Origin of the sequence: Marinimicrobium sp. C6131 (genome assembly GCF_026153455.1) — a bacterium.
Lineage (GTDB): Bacteria > Pseudomonadota > Gammaproteobacteria > Pseudomonadales > Cellvibrionaceae > Marinimicrobium.
In genome coordinates this window covers 21,524-42,726 of sequence record NZ_CP110629.1, presented here as the reverse complement: position 1 = coordinate 42,726, position 21,203 = coordinate 21,524, and the positions used below count along the sequence as shown (strand labels likewise).

17 protein-coding genes are annotated in these 21,203 nt (G+C 57.9%); 1 reads left to right on the top strand and 16 read right to left on the bottom strand.

All coding sequences use genetic code 11. The annotated features are described in order from the left end of the window. Positions 1-19 precede the first annotated feature (19 nt). The 16 genes from dapB to OOT55_RS00085 form a co-directional block, all read right to left on the bottom strand. A complete protein-coding gene (gene dapB / locus OOT55_RS00160; protein ID WP_265367184.1) occupies positions 20-826 on the bottom strand; it encodes a 4-hydroxy-tetrahydrodipicolinate reductase in 807 nt (268 codons plus the stop codon). Further along, the gene (gene ribA / locus OOT55_RS00155; RefSeq protein ID WP_265367183.1) at positions 823-1,461 is read right to left on the bottom strand and encodes a GTP cyclohydrolase II; all 639 of its coding nucleotides are present in this window, start codon (positions 1,459-1,461) and stop codon (positions 823-825) included. Before ribA ends, dapB begins: the two co-directional genes overlap by 4 nt. A 39-nt stretch (positions 1,462-1,500) precedes the next feature. Then, a complete protein-coding gene (locus OOT55_RS00150) occupies positions 1,501-1,986 on the bottom strand; it encodes a phosphatidylglycerophosphatase A (RefSeq protein WP_265367182.1) in 486 nt (161 codons plus the stop codon). Continuing rightward, positions 1,986-2,954, bottom strand: coding sequence for a thiamine-phosphate kinase (gene thiL, locus OOT55_RS00145; RefSeq protein WP_265367181.1), 969 nt, complete (start codon positions 2,952-2,954; stop codon positions 1,986-1,988). Before thiL ends, OOT55_RS00150 begins: the two co-directional genes overlap by 1 nt. Positions 2,955-3,055: 101 nt before the next feature. Further along, the gene (nusB, locus tag OOT55_RS00140; protein WP_265367180.1) at positions 3,056-3,502 is read right to left on the bottom strand and encodes a transcription antitermination factor NusB; all 447 of its coding nucleotides are present in this window, start codon (positions 3,500-3,502) and stop codon (positions 3,056-3,058) included. A gap of 2 nt (positions 3,503-3,504) precedes the next feature. Then, entirely contained in the window at positions 3,505-3,975 is a 471-nt protein-coding gene (gene ribE, locus OOT55_RS00135; protein WP_265367179.1) for a 6,7-dimethyl-8-ribityllumazine synthase, read from the bottom strand. A gap of 49 nt (positions 3,976-4,024) precedes the next feature. Further along, positions 4,025-5,143: a bifunctional 3,4-dihydroxy-2-butanone-4-phosphate synthase/GTP cyclohydrolase II gene (ribBA, locus tag OOT55_RS00130; protein ID WP_265367178.1), complete on the bottom strand. Its 1,119-nt coding sequence runs from the start codon at positions 5,141-5,143 to the stop codon at positions 4,025-4,027. Positions 5,144-5,197: 54 nt separating this feature from the next. Then, positions 5,198-5,857 carry a riboflavin synthase gene (locus tag OOT55_RS00125; protein ID WP_265367177.1) on the bottom strand — a complete coding sequence of 220 codons (660 nt, stop codon included), beginning with the start codon at positions 5,855-5,857 and terminating at the stop codon, positions 5,198-5,200. Between the two features lie 6 nt (positions 5,858-5,863). Then, the gene (gene ribD / locus OOT55_RS00120; RefSeq protein WP_265367176.1) at positions 5,864-6,979 is read right to left on the bottom strand and encodes a bifunctional diaminohydroxyphosphoribosylaminopyrimidine deaminase/5-amino-6-(5-phosphoribosylamino)uracil reductase RibD; all 1,116 of its coding nucleotides are present in this window, start codon (positions 6,977-6,979) and stop codon (positions 5,864-5,866) included. A gap of 4 nt (positions 6,980-6,983) precedes the next feature. Continuing rightward, complete coding sequence (nrdR, locus tag OOT55_RS00115; protein ID WP_265367175.1) at positions 6,984-7,454, bottom strand: transcriptional regulator NrdR; 471 nt, start codon at positions 7,452-7,454, stop codon at positions 6,984-6,986. Between the two features lie 91 nt (positions 7,455-7,545). After that, complete coding sequence (locus OOT55_RS00110) at positions 7,546-8,280, bottom strand: FadR/GntR family transcriptional regulator (protein WP_265367174.1); 735 nt, start codon at positions 8,278-8,280, stop codon at positions 7,546-7,548. A 440-nt stretch (positions 8,281-8,720) separates the two neighbouring features. Beyond that, positions 8,721-10,586 (bottom strand): RICIN domain-containing protein, encoded by a 1,866-nt coding sequence (locus tag OOT55_RS00105; RefSeq protein WP_265367173.1) that lies wholly within the window; start codon positions 10,584-10,586, stop codon positions 8,721-8,723. A gap of 179 nt (positions 10,587-10,765) precedes the next feature. Next, complete coding sequence (locus OOT55_RS00100) at positions 10,766-12,706, bottom strand: glycoside hydrolase family 97 protein (RefSeq protein ID WP_265367172.1); 1,941 nt, start codon at positions 12,704-12,706, stop codon at positions 10,766-10,768. 51 nt (positions 12,707-12,757) lie between these two features. Further along, positions 12,758-15,541: a TonB-dependent receptor gene (locus OOT55_RS00095; protein WP_265367171.1), complete on the bottom strand. Its 2,784-nt coding sequence runs from the start codon at positions 15,539-15,541 to the stop codon at positions 12,758-12,760. 374 nt (positions 15,542-15,915) lie between these two features. Beyond that, positions 15,916-16,968: an aldose epimerase family protein gene (locus tag OOT55_RS00090; protein ID WP_265367170.1), complete on the bottom strand. Its 1,053-nt coding sequence runs from the start codon at positions 16,966-16,968 to the stop codon at positions 15,916-15,918. Positions 16,969-17,122: 154 nt separating this feature from the next. Then, positions 17,123-19,993 (bottom strand): TonB-dependent receptor, encoded by a 2,871-nt coding sequence (locus OOT55_RS00085; protein WP_265367169.1) that lies wholly within the window; start codon positions 19,991-19,993, stop codon positions 17,123-17,125. A gap of 431 nt (positions 19,994-20,424) precedes the next feature. Between OOT55_RS00085 and OOT55_RS00080 the strand changes: the two genes are divergently transcribed. Then, positions 20,425-21,090 (top strand): SDR family oxidoreductase, encoded by a 666-nt coding sequence (locus OOT55_RS00080; protein ID WP_265367168.1) that lies wholly within the window; start codon positions 20,425-20,427, stop codon positions 21,088-21,090. Positions 21,091-21,203: the final 113 nt, after the last annotated feature.

Below are 21,203 nucleotides of genomic sequence, written 5' to 3'. Positions count from 1 at the left end.
CGCGTCCATGATCGTAAGCTTAGTGCAGATCCAGCACGTCCTGCATGTCATACAGTCCAGGCTTTTGCTCCGCTAACCACAGTGCCGCACGCACGGCGCCGCGGGCAAAGGACTGGCGGCTGGAGGCTTTGTGGGTGATTTCCACGCGCTCGCCATCGGCCATGAACATCACGGTATGATCGCCCACGACGTCGCCGCCGCGCACGGTGGCAAAGCCGATGGTATCCCGATCCCGGGCACCGGTCTGGCCTTCACGGCCGTAAACGGCGGTTTTGCTCAGGTCACGCCCCAGGGCGTTGGCGACGACTTCGCCCATACGCAGGGCCGTGCCCGAAGGCGCGTCGACTTTGTGGCGGTGGTGCGCCTCGTAGATTTCCACATCGACATCATCCCCCATCACACGGGCGGCCATATCGAGCAGTTTCAGGCACAGGTTGACACCGGTACTGTAGTTGGCGGCAATACACAGGGCGGTGTCCTTGGCGCGCACGTCCAGTTCGGCTTTCTGCTCTTCGGTAAAACCGGTGGTACCGATGACCAGGCCTTTGTCGTGTTCGGCACAGAGCCTGGCGTTGTTCAGAGTGGCGGCGGGGGCACTGAAGTCAATCAGGACATCGAACTGGTCAAGCACCGCAGACAGGTCACCGCTGAGGGCGACGCCCAATCTACCGACACCGGCCAGCTCACCGGCATCGGCACCGATCAGGGTGCTTTCGGGACGCTCGATGGCGGCGGTCAGTCGGGTGTCGTCATTGGCGCTGACGGCTTCGATCAGGGCCTTGCCCATGCGGCCAGAGGCGCCGCTGATGGCGATTTTGATGGTCATGAGTTTTCCTCGGGTGGTGGTTCCTGCGAAGTCCAGCTATCGTCGCCCTCTTCAAACAGATGGCCGAGTTTGCCGCGCTTGGTCTCCAGGTAGCGGGCGTTGTGCGGGTTGCGCCCGGTCTGGTGGGAAATGCGTTCGGCCACGGTGATGCCCATTTCCCGCAGGGCTTTGACCTTGCGCGGGTTGTTGGTCATCAGTTTGAGTGACTTGATCTTCAGATGCTCCAGCATGGGTTTGAGAATGCTGTAATCGCGCATATCGGCACCGAACCCCAGGCGCTCATTGGCTTCCACGGTATCGGCACCGCAGTCCTGCAGGTGGTAAGCGCGGATTTTGTTGAGCAGGCCTATGCCCCGCCCCTCCTGGCGCAAATAGAAAATCACCCCGCGCCCTTCCAGCGCAATTTTGTGCATCGCGGCCTGAAGCTGGGGACCGCAGTCGCAGCGCATGCTGAACAGGGCATCGCCGGTCAGGCACTCGGAATGCACCCGGGCGAGTACCGGCTCGTCGCCGCTGATATCCCCCATCGTCAGTACCAGATGCTCTTTATCCGCCCCATCGTCGGAAAAGCCATACATGGTAAACATGCCCCAGGGGGTCGGCAGTTTGGAAGATTCTACGAAGCGTATGGTCACGCAATTGCCTCTTGAGCGGTTGGGCTGACGCCCGCCATTCTATACAAAGTAAGCCACGGTCTGCAGGATGATCCAGGCATACACGGCCGCGAGCACATCATCGATCATGATGCCAAAGCCGCCGTGCACCCGGCGATCCAACCAGTTGATCGGCCAGGGTTTGATCACATCGAAAATCCGGAACAGCACGAAGCCCAATAACATCCACGGCCAGCCAGCCGGCGCCAGGAACATGGTGAGCCAGTAACCAACCATTTCGTCCCAGACGATACCGCCGTGATCGTGCACCCCCAGCGCCCTGGAACTGCGGTCGCACCAGTACACGCCCAGTGCGAAGGTGACCGTCAGCCACAGGGCGTAGATGGGTACCGACAGGTCCTGAATCAACCAGAAGATGGGAATGGCCGCCACCGTACCAAAGGTACCGGAAGCCGGGCGCAGCAGGCCGCTGCCAAAACCGAAGGCAAACAGGTGGTCCGGATTACGCAGGACGGTGGCAACGGTGGGGTATTCGGGTTTGGACATCAGAAATGGCTATAACCGCTCTGTGGTAAGTCGTAGGGTGCGCCGTGCAGCGTGCAGTGTACCCCGCTACCCGTTCCGAGGCGACCCACCACGGTCGCCTGTAGGGCGCCGGTGCCGATCAGCGCGCCCACCTCGGGCATCCGACTCTCCGGCACGGTGAAGCACAACTCGTAGTCATCACCGCCGGTCAGAGCCCACTGCCAGCCCTGGGCCTGACTGGCGGCACTTTGCAGCGCCGGCGAGAGGGGCAGCTCTTCGACAAACAGCTCCGCACTCAGGTCACTGGCCGCACAAATGTGGCCCAGATCGGCCACCAGCCCATCGGAAATGTCCAACGCGGCGCTGGCCACGCCAAGCAGTTGCATGGCGGCGTCCAGACGCGGGTTGGGCCGCCAGTAGCGACCCTGCAGGTAAGTACTGACTTCCTCGCTGACCGGTTTTTCCAGCCGCCCCTGCAGGCAGGCAAGCCCGGCTGCGGAATCCCCGAGGGTGTGCGTGACCAGCACATAATCCCCGGCACTGGCACCGTCGCGGCGCAGCGCCAGGCCCGGCGGAACCGACCCGATCACCTGGAGGGTGATGGTCAGGGGCCCCTTGGTGGTGTCGCCCCCGACCAGGGTGATGCCGTAGGTCTCGGCCACATCGAACAGACCGCGACTGAAATCCCGTAGCCAATCATCCGACGCCTCGGGGAGGGTCAACGCCAGGGTAAACCAGAGCGGTCTGGCGCCCATGGCGGCCAGGTCGCTGAGATTGACCCGCAGGGCCCGTTGGGCGATTTCCTCGGCGGGCGCACCGTCCGGGAAGTGGACGCCGTTCACCAGGGTATCAACCGAGACCGCCAGAACCTCTCCCGCCGGTGGTTGCAGCAGGGCGGCATCGTCGCCCACACCCAGCAACACCGACGCCGGAGTGGACTCGGCGCTGTGTTGTTGGAAGTAGTGGCGGATCAGTTCGAATTCACCCATGATTTGCGTCGGTTTGGGAGTGGTTGGGAGCGAATTTAGTAACGGCGGATGCGCAGTCTGTTCGCTGCGCTCTGCCCCTACGCTGGGTTTGGGCCCGGAATTCAGGCGCGTTTTTCGATTGAGCGGATATCGTTGGCGGCCTTGTCGAGCACGCCATTGATGAACTTGTGGCTTTCCGCCGCACCGAATTTTTTCGCCAGAGACACCGCTTCGTTGATGACCACCTTGTAGGGCACATCAATCCGGTATTTGAACTCGTAGCAGGCCAGGCGCAGCAACGCCTGAGTGACCGGATCCAGTTCGTCCGAACTGCGCTCCTGAAGGTGCGGAATAAACACCGCCTCCACTTCACCCAGATACTGGGGCACGCCGTGCAACAGTTCGTGGAAGTAGTCGACATCCACGTTGGTCATATCGTTATCGGTACGAAATTCCGCTTCGATGGCATTGAGGTTGGCCCCCGCCATCTGCCACTGATACAACCCCTGCATGGCGTAATGGCGCGCCTTGCGCCGAGCGGCCGGAGTGGGAGCTTTGCTATCGGCCATGATCAGATTCTTCCCAACAGTGAAACCATTTCCAGAGCGGTCGTGGCGGCTTCCACGCCCTTGTTGCCCGCTTTGGTACCGGAGCGTTCAATGGCCTGCTCAATGGTATCCACGGTCAGAACACCAAAAGTGACCGGGATGTTGGCATTCAGAGACACCTGAGCCAGACCTTTGGTGCATTCGCCGGCCACGTAATCGAAGTGAGGTGTGCCACCACGAATGACCGCGCCCAGGGCAATAATCGCATCGAACTCACCCTGGGCCGCAATGCGCTGGGCGGCCAGGGGAAACTCGAACGCCCCCGGGGCATAGTAGATGGTGACCTGGTCGTCCTTGATGCCGTGGCGACGCAGGGTGTCCAGCGCACCATCCTTCAGACTCTCGACCACAAAGCTGTTCCAGCGACTGACCAGCAGTGCGTAGCGGCCCTGGCTTGCGGCGAAATCGCCCTCAATAACCTTGATCTGACTCATAGTGGGTTCTCTTTCTTCAATCGATTGATCGTGTTTCGGCCCGACGCGACTATTGGTTGCCCGGCTCGAGGTGTTCAACAATTTCCAGGTCAAACCCGGACAGAGCGGTAAAGCGCATGGGCGCCGACATCAGGCGCATCTTTCGTACCCCGAGGTCCCGCAGAATCTGGGAGCCGGTGCCCACCTGCTTATAGACCTGATCCGGGCTGCGCACGGGCTGCTTGCCAGAGAGCATCCAGTCAATGCTCTCTTCCACCTGGGCGGTGCTTTCATCGTGGCAGATCAACACCAACACCCCCTGTCCGGCATCGCCAATGGTCTTCAGCGCATCGCGGTAGTTCCAGGAGTGTTTGCCGGCGTCGCCGGGGCGCTTGAGACCAATCAGGTCCCGCGCCACATCCATTACGTGGACCCGCACCAGCGTAGGCTCGGACGGGTCCACATGCCCTTTGAGCATGACAAAATGCAGATCGCCCCGGGCCAGATCCCGGTAGGTGCGCAGCTCAAAGGGACCGTACTCGGTTTCCACCTGGCGCTGGTTGATGCACTCGACCGTTTTTTCCTTGACCGACCGGTAGTGGATCAGGTCCGCTATGGTACCGATTTTCAGGTTGTGTGTCTGGGCGAAAGCCTCCAGATCCGGACGGCGCGCCATGGAGCCATCGGCGTTCATGATCTCGACGATGACCGCCGCCGGCTCAAACCCCGCCAGGCGGGCCAGATCACAGCCGGCCTCGGTGTGACCGGCGCGGCTCATCACGCCACCGGGCTGGGCCATGATCGGAAAGATGTGCCCTGGCTGGACAATATCCCGGGGCTTGGCGTCTGCACTGACCGCCACGCGCACGGTACGCGCCCGGTCCGCCGCCGAAATGCCGGTGGTGACACCCTCCGCCGCCTCAATGGAGACGGTGAAGTTGGTGGAATAACGGGCCTGGTTGTCCGACACCATCAGGGGCAGCCCCAGTTGCTGACAGCGCTCCGGTGTCAGAGTCAGGCAGATCAGCCCCCGGGCGTGGGTGGACATGAAATTGATGTCCTCCGCACGAACCTGCTCGGCCACCATGATCAGGTCGCCCTCGTTCTCGCGATCCTCATCATCCATCAGGATGATCATCTTGCCGTGACGCAAATCGTCAATCAGTTCTTCCGGCGTGTTCAGTTCCATAATGACCTTAGGTTAAAAGATACCTTCGTTTGACCGCCAGGCCGGGACGCGACCTCAGCGGCGGGTAAAGCCGTGCTCGGCCAGAAAATCCAGGGTGACACCGCCGGTCGTCTCGGCGGCCTTGTCCCCCAATAATAGCCGTTCCAGATAGCGTGCCAGTACATCCACTTCCAGGTTGACCCGGGTACCGGGCTGATAGCCATCCATGATGGTCCATTTGAGGGTGTGCGGGACGATATTCAACTCAAATTCTGCGCCCTCAACCTTGTTCACGGTCAGGCTGGTGCCGTCCACGGTGATCGAGCCCTTGTGGGCAATGTATTTGGCCAGTTTGTCCGGCGCCTTGATGCGAAAGCGCTCGGAGCGGGCATCGCTATGGCGCTCAACCACCTCGCCCACACCATCCACGTGACCGCTGACAATATGTCCACCCAGACGGGTGGTGGGCGTCAGGGCCTTTTCCAGATTGACGGGCTGACCCGTGGCCCATTGACCGATGGTGCTGTACGCCAGGGTTTCCCCGGACACATCCGCCCAGTAGCCGTTGCCCGGCAGGTCCACCACGGTCAGGCAGACGCCGTTGGTGGCAATGGAGTCGCCCAGTTGGACATCCGCCAGAGGCAGGTCGTCGGTTTCGATCAACAGGCGCAGATCACCGCCTTTGGGTTCGAGGCGGGCGACGCGGCCTTTGGCTTCGATAATTCCCGTAAACATGGTTTATCAACCCTCCGGATCCGGGCTGGCGGTAATGCGCCAATCGTGGCCCACCGCCCGGATGTCGTGAATTTTCAGTGGCAACTGGGCCGCCATGGAATCCAGTGGCAACTGAAACAGGGGCCGCGCGTTGCTGCCGAGTAGTTTGGGTGCCATGTAGACCACCAGCTCATCGAGCAACCCCTGCCCCAGAAACGCCCCGGCCAGAGTCGCCCCGGACTCTACCAGTACGTCGTTGCACTCCCGTCGGGCCAGCTCGCGCAGCAGCGCGGTCAAATCGATACGTCCATCGCGGCCCGGCAACTCGAGGAGTTCCACCTGTGCCGGCCAGTCCGTTCCAGAAGCCCCACCGTTGTGAACCAGCAACACCGGTCCCGGATGCTGTAGCAATGGCACATCGGGGGTCATGCGCCCGCGGGAGTCCAAAATCACCCGCAGCGGCTGGCGCTCGGCAATCGCTTCCGCGTTATCGAGTTTCAATTCGTCGGCCCGCACGGTCAGCGCAGCCTGGTCCATCAGCACGGTATCGATACCGCTGATGATCGCGCCGCTGCGAGCGCGCAGGCGCTGGACATCTTCCCGGGCCCGACGGCCGGTGACCCATTTGCTCTCGCCGCTGGCCATGGCGGTGCGACCATCAAGGCTCATGGCCAATTTGCAGCGCACCCAGGGCAGGCCGCGCTCCATCCGCTTGATAAAGCCGGGGTTCAGTGCGCGGGCGTCCTCTTCCAGCAGGGGGCCATCAACCTCGACACCGGCGGCGCGCAACCGCACCAGTCCTTCCCCGGCCACCCGGGGGTTGGGGTCTTCCATACCAAAGACCACCCGGGCAATACCGGCGTCGATCAGCGCCTGACTGCAGGGGCCGGTGCGCCCGGTGTGGTTGCACGGCTCCAGAGTGACATACGCCGTGGCTCCCCGGGCCAGCCTCCCCGCCTCGCGCAGCGCGTTGACCTCAGCGTGCGCTTCGCCCGCTCGCTGGTGCCAACCCTCGGCGATCACCTGCCCCTCATGCGTGATCACGCAACCCACGCAGGGATTGGGCGGAGTGGTATAGCGGCCACGCTCCGCCAGACGCAAAGCGCGCGCCATGAACGGGCTGTCGAGGTCCGATAGAGGCATGCGGTTAAACTTGGGCCTTGGGTTCGTGACGCTCCAGGCGATCGATTTCCTCGCGGAACTCGTTGAGATCCTTGAAGCGACGGTATACGGAAGCGAAGCGCACATAGGCCACTTCGTCGAGTTTCCGCAGCTCTTCCATGACTTTTTCGCCCACTTTGAGCGACGGCACTTCGCGTTCGCCGGTAGCCTGGAGGAAGTGTTTGATCTGATTGATCGCCGACTCGATCGACTCGATACTTACCGGACGCTTCTCCAGCGCCCGCAGCAGGCCGGCACGCAGCTTGGCTTCGTCAAAGGGTTCACGGGTGCCGTCCTGCTTGATGATACGGGGCATCACCAGCTCGGCCACCTCGTAGGTGGTAAACCGCTCACTACAGGACAGGCATTGCCGACGTCGACGCACCTGGTCGCCTTCAGCCACCAGACGGGAATCGACAACCTTGGTATCTTCAGCGCCGCAGAAGGGACAGTGCATGGCACGGGGCCTCGTGGATTCTCAAACTGCGCGCATCTTAGCACAGTTTGCCACTAACGCCCCAGAATTGGACGCGCGGGAACCGCCTCGTTCAGCGCGACTCGGGGATGGTTTCACCGGCTTCGGCCAACTCTTCTTCGATGAAGGTCAGCGCCTCGTCGATCAGCAACAACATGGCTGCCTTGGCCCGCTCCGGGTTGCGATTGCGAATGGCGTTGTAAACCTTCGCATGGTCATCGACGATCGCGTCGTGATCGCCCTTGATCACGTTGGTATGGCGAATACTGACATTCAGCGCGGTCTGGATGAAGTCCCGCAGGCGGATGTAGAAGCGGTTTTTACTGGCAAACAGAATACTGACATGAAAATTGATGTCCGCCTGAAGCCCCTCTTCCGGTTTGTTCTTGGCTTCGCGCATCCCTTCAAGCGCCTCGCCAATCGCATCAATGGCCGCTTCGTCGGCAAACCGGGCCGCCAGAGACGCCGCTTCCGGCTCGATGGCGATGCGCATCTGCAGGAACTCGCGCAACACCCGCAATGAGGGGTTGCCTTCCAGCGACCAGCGCAGCAGGTCCGAATCAAAAATGTTCCACTCCTGCTCCGGCAGAATCCGGATGCCCTGCCGGGGCCGGCTGGAAATCAGCCCCTTGGCCGAGAGCATTTTGACCGCCTCGCGCACCGCCGTCCGGCTTACGCCAAACTGTTCACACAGCTCGGCTTCGGTCGGCAGGCTTTCATCCTTGGGGTAAACACCGCACACGATAGCCTTGCCCAGCTCTTGCGTCATACGCTGGGAAAGGTTGAAGTTGCGCTCAAATACGGCCATAGCAGGAATCCATGTTATTGGGGATTGACGTTAAGCCTGCAAAGGTAGCGTGTTAGTCAACAAAGTTCAATAAAGGGATTATCAGATAATACGACATTATGAACGATTTTTAACCCATAAAAAAGCCTCTGGACCTTACGGTACAGAGGCGAGGGAGACCTCGATATCAACCAACATCGAGTGAGAGACACGAAACCACTGAACTGCCTGTCAACTTCAGCGATTTCCAAGCCTTAAGGAGAATCCAAATGAACCCCGGTAACATCGTTGGAGGAGAGGTTACCGTCGCTCCGGCAAACAGGCCCAATTTCCCGCTCGCCTTTGGATAGTTGGTATTATAGTACAATATTAAAGAAGTGCAACCCCCGGTGGGTCGGATTAGGCCAAAGGCTGTAATCCGACCCACGGGCGGTTTTGGCACCGCCGTACGGTGCCGAGACTCAGTTCGCGGCGCGCAGATGGAAACGCTGGCAGCGGTTTTCCAGGTCGGGGCCAAGTGCCAGATTGGTGCCATCGGCCAGGCCACAGTTGGCCACATCCACCACCTCAGTGGTATAGCGGTTCACCAGGCTGACGGCGCCGCCCTCAAGGAACTTGAGCCCCCACTGGCTGGTTTTCGAGCCGCACTCGTCCACTTCCAGATTGGCACCGGGAACGACCGCTTCGTCGGTCACCGCCAGGCACTCATTCTCGGCACTGCTCGGGCTCAGCTCGAAGTAACCGGAATCGGTGGGTTTGAACCGCCACGTCTGGTGGTCGCCATAGGTCCAGGCGTGCTGCTCGACGTTGGCATCATCGCCGGCGACGCTGACCACACGACCGCTCTGTTCACTGATGATGGCGACTTCATTCATCGGCTGCAGGCGCCACTGCTTGCACGCACTGTCATCGTTCTGCTGCAGAACCGACTGGTTTTCATTGGCTGAACAGCCGGCGACCGCGAGCGGCTTGCCGGTGGCCCGGTTGGTGATCACGCTGTGACCCCCATCACCCGACTCCAGGCTCCATTCCTGACAGGCATTGTTGCGCCAGGCGGCCTGCTGTACTCGTGCATTGTCGCCGGCACTGCAGTTTTCCACTTCCAGAAACTTGCTGTCGTGGTTGTTGGCGATGCGGAAATAGCCATCGGTCACCGGGTCAATGACCCACTGACCGTTGTTGGGGTTGCAGGCGGCCTGGCGGGTGCGGTTGTCTTCCGGTGCGGTGGCGATATCCAGGCACAGGTCGGTGGTGGCGTTTACGATCTGATAGTGCTGCCCCTGAATGCGGGTCACCAGCGGACCGTTTTCACCCGAGGGACGCTGTACTGGCTGACCTTCGGGAACGGGCTCACCAAAGTTAGGAGTGCCATCCTCGTTCCAGGTGAACTTCTGGGCGCGCAGGGAACGGGTCGAGCTGCAACCGTGCTCCACTGAAGAGTTACCGTGATACACCAGCCAGTCTTCGGTACCGTCCGGCGAGGGGAAGAAGCCGTTATGACCGGGGCCGTAGACACCATTACCGCGCTGGAAAACGGGTTCCGGATACTGTTTCCAGTGATCCGCGTTGAGAGGGTTTTCACCCACCAGCTCGAGCATACCCAATTTGTAGTCCGGGGTATTGCAGTAGCTGGCGGAATAAATCATGAAGGTACGGCCGTTGCGTTGCAGAATCTGCGCCGCCTCGGTCACCTTACGGCCACTGATTTCCCAGTCCAGCTCGGGACGGGTGATCACGGTCTTGGGCGAGTCTTCTTTCAGGGTCCAGGGGTTTTCCATTTCGGTGATCAGGTTCAACTGCTCATCACCGTGCCACTGGGAGTACAGCAGGTACAGCTTGCCGTCGTGCTTGAGGTAGGTGCCATCGATGTTCCACTGATCGGGCATAATCGGCGCCTTGTACTCGTAAGGGCCCATGGGATCATCCCCCACACTCTCCAGCACATTCAGATGCTGGTGGTCCAGGGTACCGTCCTGACCCGCGGTATACATCACATACCAGCGATAACCATTGGGGCCTTTCAGGCGGTGAAACTCAAACGCCCAGAAGTTGGCGTTGCGTTTGGGGTCGGTATCAGACCAGATGTTGACCGGTGTGGCGTCAGCCAGCCCCGCCAGAGTCGGGGACTTGCGCATCACCAACTCAGCGGTCCAGGTGGTGGTGGTCAGATAGTAATTACCATCCCAGTATTCCAGCCAGGGGTCAGCGCCGTTGGGGAACAGCGGGTTGGTGAAGGTTCCATCGCGCTCGGCGGTGGAGGATGAATTGGAGTCACTCTGAGTGGCGCAGCCGATCAGGGCGGCCAGTGCCAGAGCGATCAGAGCCATCGACCGGCTCCAACCAGTAATAACGTGTTTCATTGTGCACCTCTTATTTGACGGACCGGTATTAGTGACGGGGTACACTAGCGCCGGCTCTCTCCTGCCAACCCGGCCCGGCAGTGCCGGGCGGGATGAAGTGCATATTTTATACTATAATAATTTATACTACCAATAGCGGAAAAAACCTACTCAAAGACCGCCACGAACCCACCAGCGGGCGCCAGGGTCAGCTCCAGCGGGCCGGCCTCCACGGTGCGCTGCTCAAAGGTACGGGGCTCGTTCCCGTCCGTGATCAGGGTGCCTTCCGCATCGCCGACAAAGGACAGGTCCAATTCCAGAGACTTCGGCTCGTCCTCGCCGTTGAGACCGGCGATATACCAGCGCTCACCGGAGCGGCGGGCAAACACCGCATGCTTACCCGGATAGCCCGTCAGCAGACGGGATTCGTCCCACACCACGGGAAGATCACGCAAAAACGCCCTGACATACTCGGGCACCTCCGCCATACCGTCCGGCGTCTCCACAATGTGGGTCTGCCCCGACACAAAGACCACCGGCATGGCCAGTTGCATGCCGTTGCGGCTTTTGCGGGTCACTTCCGGGTTGTGCAGGTGATTGAACGCGGTGGGTGTGTAGTCCATGGGATCAAACACGTTGCGGGCAAACGGCAGCATCGCCGCGTGACTGGGTTCTTTATCGGCGGTTTCCTGGAAGAAGGTCACCATCTCCATGCCGTGCACCGACTCCATGGTCATCATGTTCGGGAAGGTCCGCTGAATACCGCGCGGCAGAGTGGAGCCGTGATGGTTGACCATCAGCTCGAAGTCGGCGGCATCCTGCAGCAGGTCCCGATAGTAGGCTATGGCGGACTGACCGTCGCCGGGGAAGAAGTCCACTTTGACACCACGCACACCCATTGCCTGCAGGCGGGCGAACTCTGCGCGCCGGGATTCCCGGGTCAACAGCTTGTCACGAGGGGTATAGGGCGCGGTATTCCAGTCTCCAGCGGAGTTGTACCAGAGAATCAATCCCACCTCTTTAGACGCGGCATAGTCCACCAGCGCCTGCATGCGCTCATAGCCGATGTTCTGGTCCCAGTTCACATCCACCAGAGTGTATTCCCAGTCCATGTCAGCCGCGTAGTCGATGTACCACTTCTGAATGTCGTAGGTGATCGATTCATCCTTGAGCAGCCCCCAGCTCCAACTGGCCATGCCCGGCTCGACAAAGTCGGCATCTGCAATCACCGAGGGCTCCGCCAGATCGGTGCCCATGGTGGAGGCGGTAATATCGGCCAGACTGCCGACCGTAATGGTGCGCCAGGGCGAGTGAAAGGCGCCGGTATCATGAGCGAGCCGCTCGCCCCCGGTGAACACCTCCCCTTCCATCGGCAGACCGATGCGGTATTCCCCTTCCGGCGACTGTGGCTGCAGACGGGATGCGTGAAAATTGCTCTGCATCCCGACTTCACTCAGCAGCACCCAGTCGCCATTGCTGTGAAACAGAGCGGGGAAAACCCAGCCGGCTTCCGAGGGGGACTCGGTACCCACCGGTATTTCCATTTCATAGTGTTCTTCGTACGCCGGATTGGTGCCCTCGAAGCCGGTGTTGACCACCTGCATGCGTTGCATCCAGGCTTTGGCCGAGGCGGGGAAGTCGAACGACGTGTTTTCTTTTTCAAAACGCTTGGTGCCCTCACCCGGAAATTCATAGCGGAAGGCCACACCGTCATCGGAGGCGCGCAGACGAATCACCAGGGGCTCGCCGTCCGCGTTGGCAAAGCGCAGCGTCTGCTCGTTGGCCCGGTAGTGAATGTCCAGCTGTTTGCCCTGGTGCATTTCATAGTGGTCTTCCACCAATGCCGGCTCGGACGCGCTCGCCAGGGACAGGCCTTGTTCAAAAGCGGCGTTCTGTAAGCGAATGCCCAGATCCGACGGCTCAAGCACGGCTCGCCCGTCGTGAAAAACCTGATATTCCGGCGCCCCCTCGGCGTTCAGCGAAACGCTGACCCGAACACTACCGTCCGGACTGCTCAATACAACGTTATTGCCTGGGCCGCTGCCAGTATTTGAGCAAGCGCCCAGACAAAGGGCCAGCATGGCCAGACTCAAAACGGATTTGTTCATGTTGCTACTCCCAATATGAAAAAAGGCCGGGGCAGCCCCGGCCAGTCAGCATTAAAACTCCGCCCGTACCCCCACGGTGTAACGGGGACCGGTTTGTTCTCGCAACAGAATCTGGTTGTCGTAACGGCCTACCTTCTGATACTTCTCATCGGTAATGTTCACCCCTTCGACAAATACCGACAGACTGTCGCTCAGACTGTAGCTTACCCGCGCGTCGATCTGCTCATAGTCTTCGACATAGGTTGGCTCGCCCCCGAAACCGACCGCCGTTTGCAGGAAGCGGTCGCGTTGATTCCACGCCAGGCGGGCTTCAAAATTGCCCCGCTCGTAAAAACCGACGATATTGTAGGAGTCGCCCAGCCCTTCGAGCGCAAAGGTCTGACTGATATCACCCGTGTCGAGTTCAGCGTCGCTATCCACGAGCGTCGCGTTGGCGGTAAAACCAAAACCGCTCCAGACACCCGACAGATAGTCAAAGGTGTGCTGGAAGCCCAACTCAACCCCGTCAACGGTCGCATCTTCCAGGTTATCCTGAGTGCTTACTTCAAATACCGGATTACCATCAAACAGGTTGTCCTGATCCTGAATTTCAAACTCCTGCTGCAGAACGGTATTGACCAGGAAATTCTCAACCCTTTTCTGGAAGAGCCCCACCGTAAAGTAGCCGCTCTCCTGGTAATACCACTCATAGGCAAGATCCAGGTTGTCCGATGCGTAGGGCTCGAGATTCGGGTTACCACTACTCGCCTGCAGATTGCCTGGACGTGCGGTACCGATGGTAGTGCGAGGAGACAGGGCCCCGAACGGGGGACGAGTCAGCGTTTGCGAAGCGGCAAAACGAATGACCATATCGTCGTTCAGATTCAAACGGTAATCCAATGCCGGTAGAAAATGATCATACTTGTTATTGGCGCTAACCACCTGCTCATTGCCATCCACCACGTCATAGGCGGTCGGGTCGCTGGGGATTTCACGAAGATCCAGCAGAGGGGCGGAAATACCAAACGGCGTAGTCTCGGTTTCCACATAGCGCACACCCGCATTCAAGCTCCAGGGCATGTCACCCAGCTCCCCCTGAAAGTTGAGACTGGCATAGATCGACATTACGGTTTCATCGATTTCCGTTGAACTGGACTGCAACGCCAGTGCATAGCCGTTGCTCTCGTCCAACGCCGCTTGAGTCGTGCCGGGCTCTAGACCGGCCGCTTCGTCTCTTGCAGCCGCCGCCTCGGGGGTCTCCAGCCAGGATATCAGGGCATCCAGGTCAGCGGTTTGCCAGGTAGCGGGGACGTCAATATCGCCATCCATGTAGTTGCCACCCTCAGCGGCTATGGCCAGCAGATCGTCGGGTACATCCGTCTGATAACCGCAATAAATACACGGGTTGTCGGACGTCCGACTGGTCGTGCTCTCCGACTCATCGGAATAATGGGCACCAAAGGTAACGGTTTTCAGGTGCTCAAAGTCAGCCTGCCACTCAAAGTCCACCCGCTGCTCAAAAAGGTCATGTTCGATATCCGCCGCACCACCCAAAGGTCCGCCACCGATACCACGCATGAAAAAATGGGCTTTAGGCAAGCTCGGATCATTGATCTGCGCATCCGTCACGCCGCTGTAGGACGGCATACCGTTCTCATCATAGCTGAGCGTGAAACCGTCATCGCGGAAACCAACCACGCCCACATTGGTACCACTGGCACCGCCGGACTCCGCTTTGGAATAGCTGGTATCAAATGCCACATTCCAGCCCGGTGCAAAATCCCAATCGGCGTTAAAGCCAAACGCCTGTGACTCGGACGGCCGGCTACGCTCTGCCATAGTGAAGTCGGTCGCAGCGTTCTGGTTCTGGGTAAACTCTGTCGCCGTACGATTTTCATCGAACGTGGCGTCCGTAATAATGGATGGCGTTACAAAGAAAGTCAGTGTGTTGGACTGAGTCTGTACGTCAAAGTCGTTGAACATCGCGTCCAGCGTAAAGGTCAGGTCTTCAGTCGCCTGGAACTGAAACGTACTGTTGATGTTGATGCGCTCACGCTGCTCATCAATGGGACTGATATTCAGAACCTGCGGAATAAAAAACTGGTCGTCCGCCGAGTAGCCTTGGTCCGCCAAGTCATCGGCAATCAACGTCAAACCATCGCGCGGCGCGGTAAGAATACCGTCGGTTAGGAAGCGTTCGATACGATTCTTCCGCTCTTCATAGGTCACCGACAGCAGTGCCCCCATACGCCCATCCGCAAAGGTGTTACTCACCATCCCGAACAGCTCCGGCGTACTCTCACCGGACAGGTCTTCGTGCAACATCTTGGCCGAACCTACCGCTTTGAAGCTACCGATATCCAGGGGGCGCGGTGTGTGCATCACAATAGTGGAACCAATACCGCCGGACTGAAGGCGAGCCTGCGCGCTTTTGTAGACATCCACCCGCGAAACCAGTTCGGCGGGCAGGTTGTCAAAGTTGAACGACCTCGCCCCGGTGTCGGACACTTGTCGACGCCCGTTGAGCAATACCGTATTGAATTGAGGACCAAAACCTCGCACCGTTACACTTTGCCCTTCGCCACCACTTCGATCGATAGAAACACCGGTGATTCGTTGAAGGGATTCGGCAATGTTGGTATCAGGGAACTTACCCAGGCTCTCCGAAGCAATGGAATCCACCACGGCATCCGAGTCTCGTTTGATATCCATCGCCTGCTGAAGGCTGGAGCGAATACCGGTGACCAGCACTTCCTCCATACCGGCCTCCTGAGAGGCCGACTGAGCGGAAGCCTGGGCTCCGGCAAACAGTATCGTGGCAATCGTACTACTGAGAATGGACTTTTTCGCTATCATCTTGGGACTCTCCTGCGCATTGTGTTTATTTGGATTATTAAACGCCAGGTCCGGACGGCTCACCTGTTCCGGCTGGTGCGGAAATTTTCGCATGCACAAAGCGCGGAATACTGAACCGTCCGACCCGGCAATGCCGAACTTGGCGACATCACGATAGGCGAGAGATCAAAGAATGGCGAAGCGGTCGCCAACCTACACGAACTCTGATCCATCGCTGTAGGTTACGTTAGGGGGAGGAGGGGTGGTCGTCTTGTATGTTATCGCATAAAAATAGTACTTTTTCGACAAATCACTTAAATATTATATTATTCGAAAGGCAACAAAATGAGAGAAGCGCCACCGACGAAGTGGCACTTAAACTCAACTCATTCATTTCAGTTACTGAAGCGGAAGCTCATCCGGGTGTGGTAGGTGTCTTCCGGACGCACAATCGTGGACGGGAAACGGCTCTGGTTGGGCGAGTCCGGAAAATGCTGCGGCTCGACGCAGAACGCACCGTGACGAATCTGTTTTTGGCCTTTCCCTTCCACCGAACCGTCCAGAAAATTGCCGGTATACAACTGGAAACACGGTTCCTCCGTCCAGACCTCCAACACACGCCCTGAAACCGGCTCTACGGCCCGGGCGGCAAGCACCTCACCCTGCTGCCCCTGACGGTCGACGACGAAATTATGATCGTAGCCACCGTTAGCACGCTTGAGCTGTATGTCATCGGCGTCAATGTCCGAGCCGATGGCCTTGGGCTGTCGGAAGTCGAAGGCCGTACCGGCTACCTCAACGAGAGGCCCTTCCGGTATCAGCTTGTCACTGACCGGCGTGTACTTTGACGCGTTCAGAGTAAGCTGATGGTCGCGCACGGTTCCCCGCCCCGCCAGATTGAAATAGCTGTGCTGAGTCAGGTTGACCGGGGTCGCCTTGTCCGTAGTGGCACAGTAATCGGTGATCAACTGATTATCATCGGTCAGCCAATACTCCACGGTGACGGACAAGGAGCCCGGATAACCCTGATCGCCGTCGGGGCTGACCAGGCTCAGGCGGACGCCGACCCCGCGCTCATCTTCAAATGGCTCGGCATCCCAGAGCTTTTTGTCAAAGCCCTCCACACCTCCGTGCAGATGGTTCTCTCCATCGTTCTGATCCAGCCGATACTCGACGCCGTCCAACTGGAACCGGCCACCGGCGATGCGATTGCCGAAACGGCCAATCAGCGCTCCGAAATACGGGGAATCCGTCAGATAGGGGCCCAGCTCATCAAAGCCCATGACCACGTCGGCGACATTGCCGTCCCGGTCCGGCACGAACAGGTGGGTAATGATACCGCCATAGTTGATCAGGCGGACCTCCATCCCCTTGCTATTGCGCAAAATGAATTGGGTGACCTCACGGCCATCGGGAAGGCTCCCGAATGGGGCGGTTTGAGCGGGCATAAATCAGATTCCTCTACGTTGGTGAGAGTCAGCAGCCAAGACTGAATGGTATAACAGCGAGCGGTCGGGAGGCCAGACACAAAAAAGGCCAACCCCGGAGGGTTGGCCAAGTTCGGTTTGAACGGTGTGCAACCTTGCGGGTTGCCCGCACTCCTTAGAAGGAGTAGCGAGCACCCAGGGCGAAGGTGCGGCTGATCTGCCAGTTACCGAAGGTATGCAGATAACTATTACCGTAACGACTCTGATAGACCTCTTCGGTCAGATTGGTCGCATCGAAGGTCACGATGAGCTCATCAGATACATTATAGCTGAACTGGAAATCCAGTGAGCTTTGGGCGTCACGGTACACACCCAGCGGATTGGCAAACAAGGCGGCTTCATTATTGTTGAGGAAGTCCTCACGCCATACATATGCCAAGCGAGCGTCAAAAGTGTCACGCTCGTATGCCACTGCCACACTGTAAGAGGTGTCAGACACACCAAACATTGGACCTTTTTCGTAGGCAGTCACTTCACCCGCACTGTTAGTGACCGGATTGACCTGCTCGGAATCCAGGAACGTGAAGCTGGACTGAACGCCGAGACCATCCCAGTAGCCTTCCAGGTTTTCGGGGAAATAGTTGAACCCGACTTCCACTCCTGACAGCTCGCCGTCGGACGCATTGTCCGGCTGAGACAGGATAAAGGTATCTGTGTCATACCCTTCGATCTGACGGTTCACTCGGTTGCGGAAGCCAACGACAAGCCCTTCAATGTCACGCTGGAACAGAGTCACGTAAGCATTGCTCGCGTCACCGAAGTACCATTCCAGAGAGAGGTCGTAGTTCTGGGAGGTAGTCGGCTGAAGATCAGCATTGCCACCAGTTGCAGTACCGTAACCAATGTTGGTGATGTCATCAAAGTAGGTGATGGTCGGATTAAGGTCACCGAACGCCGGCATACGCAGAGTTTCACCGTAGTTGAAACGTGCGATCAACTCATCGGTGAGATTGTAGCGCAGTGACAGGAAGCTGAGCAGTTCCTGGTTATCCGTGCTGCCTTCTGTCTGAGAGAGATCCACCTGATCGGTGAAAACAGTATCAGTAGTCACGTCAACATAACGTACACCAACCTGACCATCGAGGCGCTTACCAGCGATTTCTGTCTCAAACTCAGCGTCTACGTAAAGTGCTGTGTTTGTCTCTTCAATAGCGAACTCTTCCAACAACGGATCGTTGGCATCCAGACCATAGAGACCTGTGAAGTAGTCACGATTCGCTTTCAGGTATGGACCATCGACCACGGCCCAAGTGCGAGGCACATTTAGTGCATCCATAAAACCGCTGTTGATATGCGCGATGCCATCTCCTTCATAAGTAGAGAACTGACAGTTAGCAGCGTCGCCGGTGGTGTTTACGACATCGCAGGGCGCAGCGTCCTGAGTACGGGAAAACTCGGTCGCGTCCCGAACGTCGTGACGGATACCGAAGTCAATCTTCTTAAAGAAAGCACCATCGGTAAAGTACTCCGCATCGGCGGTAAAGGTGACAGCCGACCCCTCATTGCGCGTTCCGCTGTCGTACATTTCGGCCATAGCGTATTGGGAGATGTCGCTTTGATCGCCTTCATCGACATCGGGAGTTGCCGGATTGTCCCGGAACTCAATGCTCGGTTTGTCACTGAAATTAGCATAAGTTTCGTAACGAACATTGGTGCTACGCATCGCAATGAAGCTGGATTCAAACTCACTATCCTGATACACCAATTCAGACTTCAGGTTGAGCTTATCGGTCAGCTCCCAATCGCCACCCAGCGCGTAGACATAGGAGTCGGTTTTACCCGTAGAGTAATCACCGCTACCAAACGTGAAGCCATCACGGATTGTACGCTCCTTGATAACATTGGTTCCTTCATACAGCTCGAAAGTATCAGTCACGTCATCACTCAAACCGCCGAGGCTGCCCCACCAGTCTACAAACGCAAAGTTCAGAGAGTTGAACCCTTCGTTGCGGTAACCATTGTAGAATGCTTCGAAGGTGTATTCGCTACGATCATTTGGAGCGAACTGCAACGATACATTAGCAGCGGGGCGCTCACGTTCACCGGTGAAGTCGGACATGAACATCGCATCACGGGAAATGTAATACTCCGCGGGATCGCCGTTTATATCCAATGTTGATCCCTGAGCGGTGGGCAAACCGTTCTCCAAACCAGCAGTCCAAATCGGGTTTTCCTGCACGCCCGGTCGAGTCGGAAAAATACGCTGCAGATCCACGTACCGTTGATCCACAACATTTCCATTCCCATCAAGGATATTAGGGTCATCTGGAAGATCTCGGCCCTGGGCAATAAACGGCACCTGAGCACCAGGTGTAGTAGACTGATCCCGATACTCCGTCTCACTATAGGAAAGGTTCACGAGTGCACCGAACTCCCCCGCCCCAGTATCCCAACGATCGCTGAAGAGCGCACTGATGGTCGGGTTCACCGCTTCCGCTTCTTCCAGATAGATACCGCGAGCAGAAACCGATACGCGAGAGCCATCAAAATCAAAGGGACGGAAGGTGTGCACGTCAATCTGGCCAGCAATACCGTTTTCGTAGGTTTCCGCCGACCGATTCTTGATTACATCGACTCGCGAGACCAGCGTCGAAGGAATATCAGCCAGCGCAACAGCGCGGCCAGAAGCTGTGAAGATGGTACGACCGTTTACCGTGGTGCTAACATCAGTAAGACCGCGGATACTGACCACGTTGGTTTCACCGCCAGCACGATCCGTAACCTGAACACCGGCGACACGCTGGAGAGACTCAACCACGTTGTTATCCGGCAGTTTACCGATGTCTTCTGCGACGATGGAGTCCATGACATCCATGGATTCTCGCTTGATGTCGATCGCCTGGTTCAGGCTGGCACGAATGCCGGTAACGACCACTTCTTCAAGCAGAGGCTCATCTTGGGTGTCTTGGGCTTGGGCCAGCATGGGCAGGCCAGCCAGGGCGATGGACGCAGCGATACTGCGGCTTAGTAGGGAACGCTTAAACATAATTGCAACTCTCCTGCGGGTTTCATAGTCGCACCTGAGAACTGCCGATATCGTCCGGCTCGCTCCCGAGGTACTGGTTATTTTTAATAACGGAGCAAAACAATACTATCGTATGACAATAAACCTAGCAACCCTTTTATCATACATTTGTCGCTCTATTTTGGGGGAATCAGGGGAAAACCTTCAGATTTACTGCAAATAGCCCTTCAGTCGCCCCCTTATAACACTCACTTCATCATAATATATATGATAATTAAAGGAGTTTAAAAGCCCTTTCTGGGCCGTTCACAGCATCCGAAGTCACAATTTCGCCAAATTACGTCTTATAAAGTATGTTAAATGAGAGGATAAACAGCCTACTTCGGGGTTGAAACCCAGCATTTACCCCCCATCCCTTTACTTCTTATACCAAAAAAACGGAGGTTCTCCCGATGAGCAAGACTGTTGTAATTACCGGTGCCAACCGCGGTATTGGCCTGTCCTTTGTAAAACGGTTTATTGCCCGGGGAGACAAGGTGTTTGCCGCCTGTCGCCAGGCATCGGATGCCCTGGCGGACAGTGGCGCCACTATCATCGATGGGGTTGATGTGGCTGACCCCAAAGGAATCGAGACACTGGTGGCGGCGTTGAAGGGAGTATCAATCGATCTTCTGATCAATAATGCCGGCATCCTTCGGGACGAGCAGTTGGGGCGTCTGAACATCGACAGTATCCGGGATCAGTTCGAAACCAACGCCCTGGCGCCGCTGTTGGTGACCGATGCCCTGCACAAGCAATTGGCCAAGGGCGGCAAGGTGGCGCTGATCACCAGCCGGATGGGATCCATCGCGGACAATACCAGTGGCGGTCGATACGGTTACCGAATGTCCAAAGCCGCGTTAAACGCGGCGGGCAAGTCGCTGGCGGAAGATCTTAAGAAACAGGATGTGGCGGTAGCCATCTTGCACCCCGGTCTGGTGGGCACCGAAATGATTGGCGGCCATGGGGATATCACGCCGGATGAGGCGGCCCAGCGGTTGGTGCAGCGGATCGATGAGTTGACTCTGGAGAATACCGGGACCTTTTGGCATTCGAATGGGCAGGTGTTGCCTTGGTAGTTTGGTAGGTTGTGGCGGATGCGTAATGTGCAAACGGCGGATGCATGGGCTGGGGAACGGCGGATGCGCGCTTCGCGCTTATCCGCCCTACGCATACCTTGGGAAGCCGCATC

What these genes read in the sequence shown, in the direction of transcription:
- dapB (WP_265367184.1), bottom strand. Translation starts at nt 826, where the DNA reads ATGACCATCAAAATCGCCATCAGCGGCGCCTCTGGCCGCATGGGCAAG.
- OOT55_RS00150 (WP_265367182.1), bottom strand. Translation starts at nt 1,986, where the DNA reads ATGTCCAAACCCGAATACCCCACCGTTGCCACCGTCCTGCGTAATCCG.
- thiL (WP_265367181.1), bottom strand. Translation starts at nt 2,954, where the DNA reads ATGGGTGAATTCGAACTGATCCGCCACTACTTCCAACAACACAGCGCC.
- nusB (WP_265367180.1), bottom strand. Translation starts at nt 3,502, where the DNA reads ATGGCCGATAGCAAAGCTCCCACTCCGGCCGCTCGGCGCAAGGCGCGC.
- ribE (WP_265367179.1), bottom strand. Translation starts at nt 3,975, where the DNA reads ATGAGTCAGATCAAGGTTATTGAGGGCGATTTCGCCGCAAGCCAGGGC.
- ribBA (WP_265367178.1), bottom strand. Translation starts at nt 5,143, where the DNA reads ATGGAACTGAACACGCCGGAAGAACTGATTGACGATTTGCGTCACGGC.
- OOT55_RS00125 (WP_265367177.1), bottom strand. Translation starts at nt 5,857, where the DNA reads ATGTTTACGGGAATTATCGAAGCCAAAGGCCGCGTCGCCCGCCTCGAA.
- ribD (WP_265367176.1), bottom strand. Translation starts at nt 6,979, where the DNA reads ATGCCTCTATCGGACCTCGACAGCCCGTTCATGGCGCGCGCTTTGCGT.
- nrdR (WP_265367175.1), bottom strand. Translation starts at nt 7,454, where the DNA reads ATGCACTGTCCCTTCTGCGGCGCTGAAGATACCAAGGTTGTCGATTCC.
- OOT55_RS00110 (WP_265367174.1), bottom strand. Translation starts at nt 8,280, where the DNA reads ATGGCCGTATTTGAGCGCAACTTCAACCTTTCCCAGCGTATGACGCAA.
- OOT55_RS00105 (WP_265367173.1), bottom strand. Translation starts at nt 10,586, where the DNA reads ATGGCTCTGATCGCTCTGGCACTGGCCGCCCTGATCGGCTGCGCCACT.
- OOT55_RS00100 (WP_265367172.1), bottom strand. Translation starts at nt 12,706, where the DNA reads ATGAACAAATCCGTTTTGAGTCTGGCCATGCTGGCCCTTTGTCTGGGC.
- OOT55_RS00095 (WP_265367171.1), bottom strand. Translation starts at nt 15,541, where the DNA reads ATGATAGCGAAAAAGTCCATTCTCAGTAGTACGATTGCCACGATACTG.
- OOT55_RS00090 (WP_265367170.1), bottom strand. Translation starts at nt 16,968, where the DNA reads ATGCCCGCTCAAACCGCCCCATTCGGGAGCCTTCCCGATGGCCGTGAG.
- OOT55_RS00085 (WP_265367169.1), bottom strand. Translation starts at nt 19,993, where the DNA reads ATGTTTAAGCGTTCCCTACTAAGCCGCAGTATCGCTGCGTCCATCGCC.
- OOT55_RS00080 (WP_265367168.1), top strand. Translation starts at nt 20,425, where the DNA reads ATGAGCAAGACTGTTGTAATTACCGGTGCCAACCGCGGTATTGGCCTG.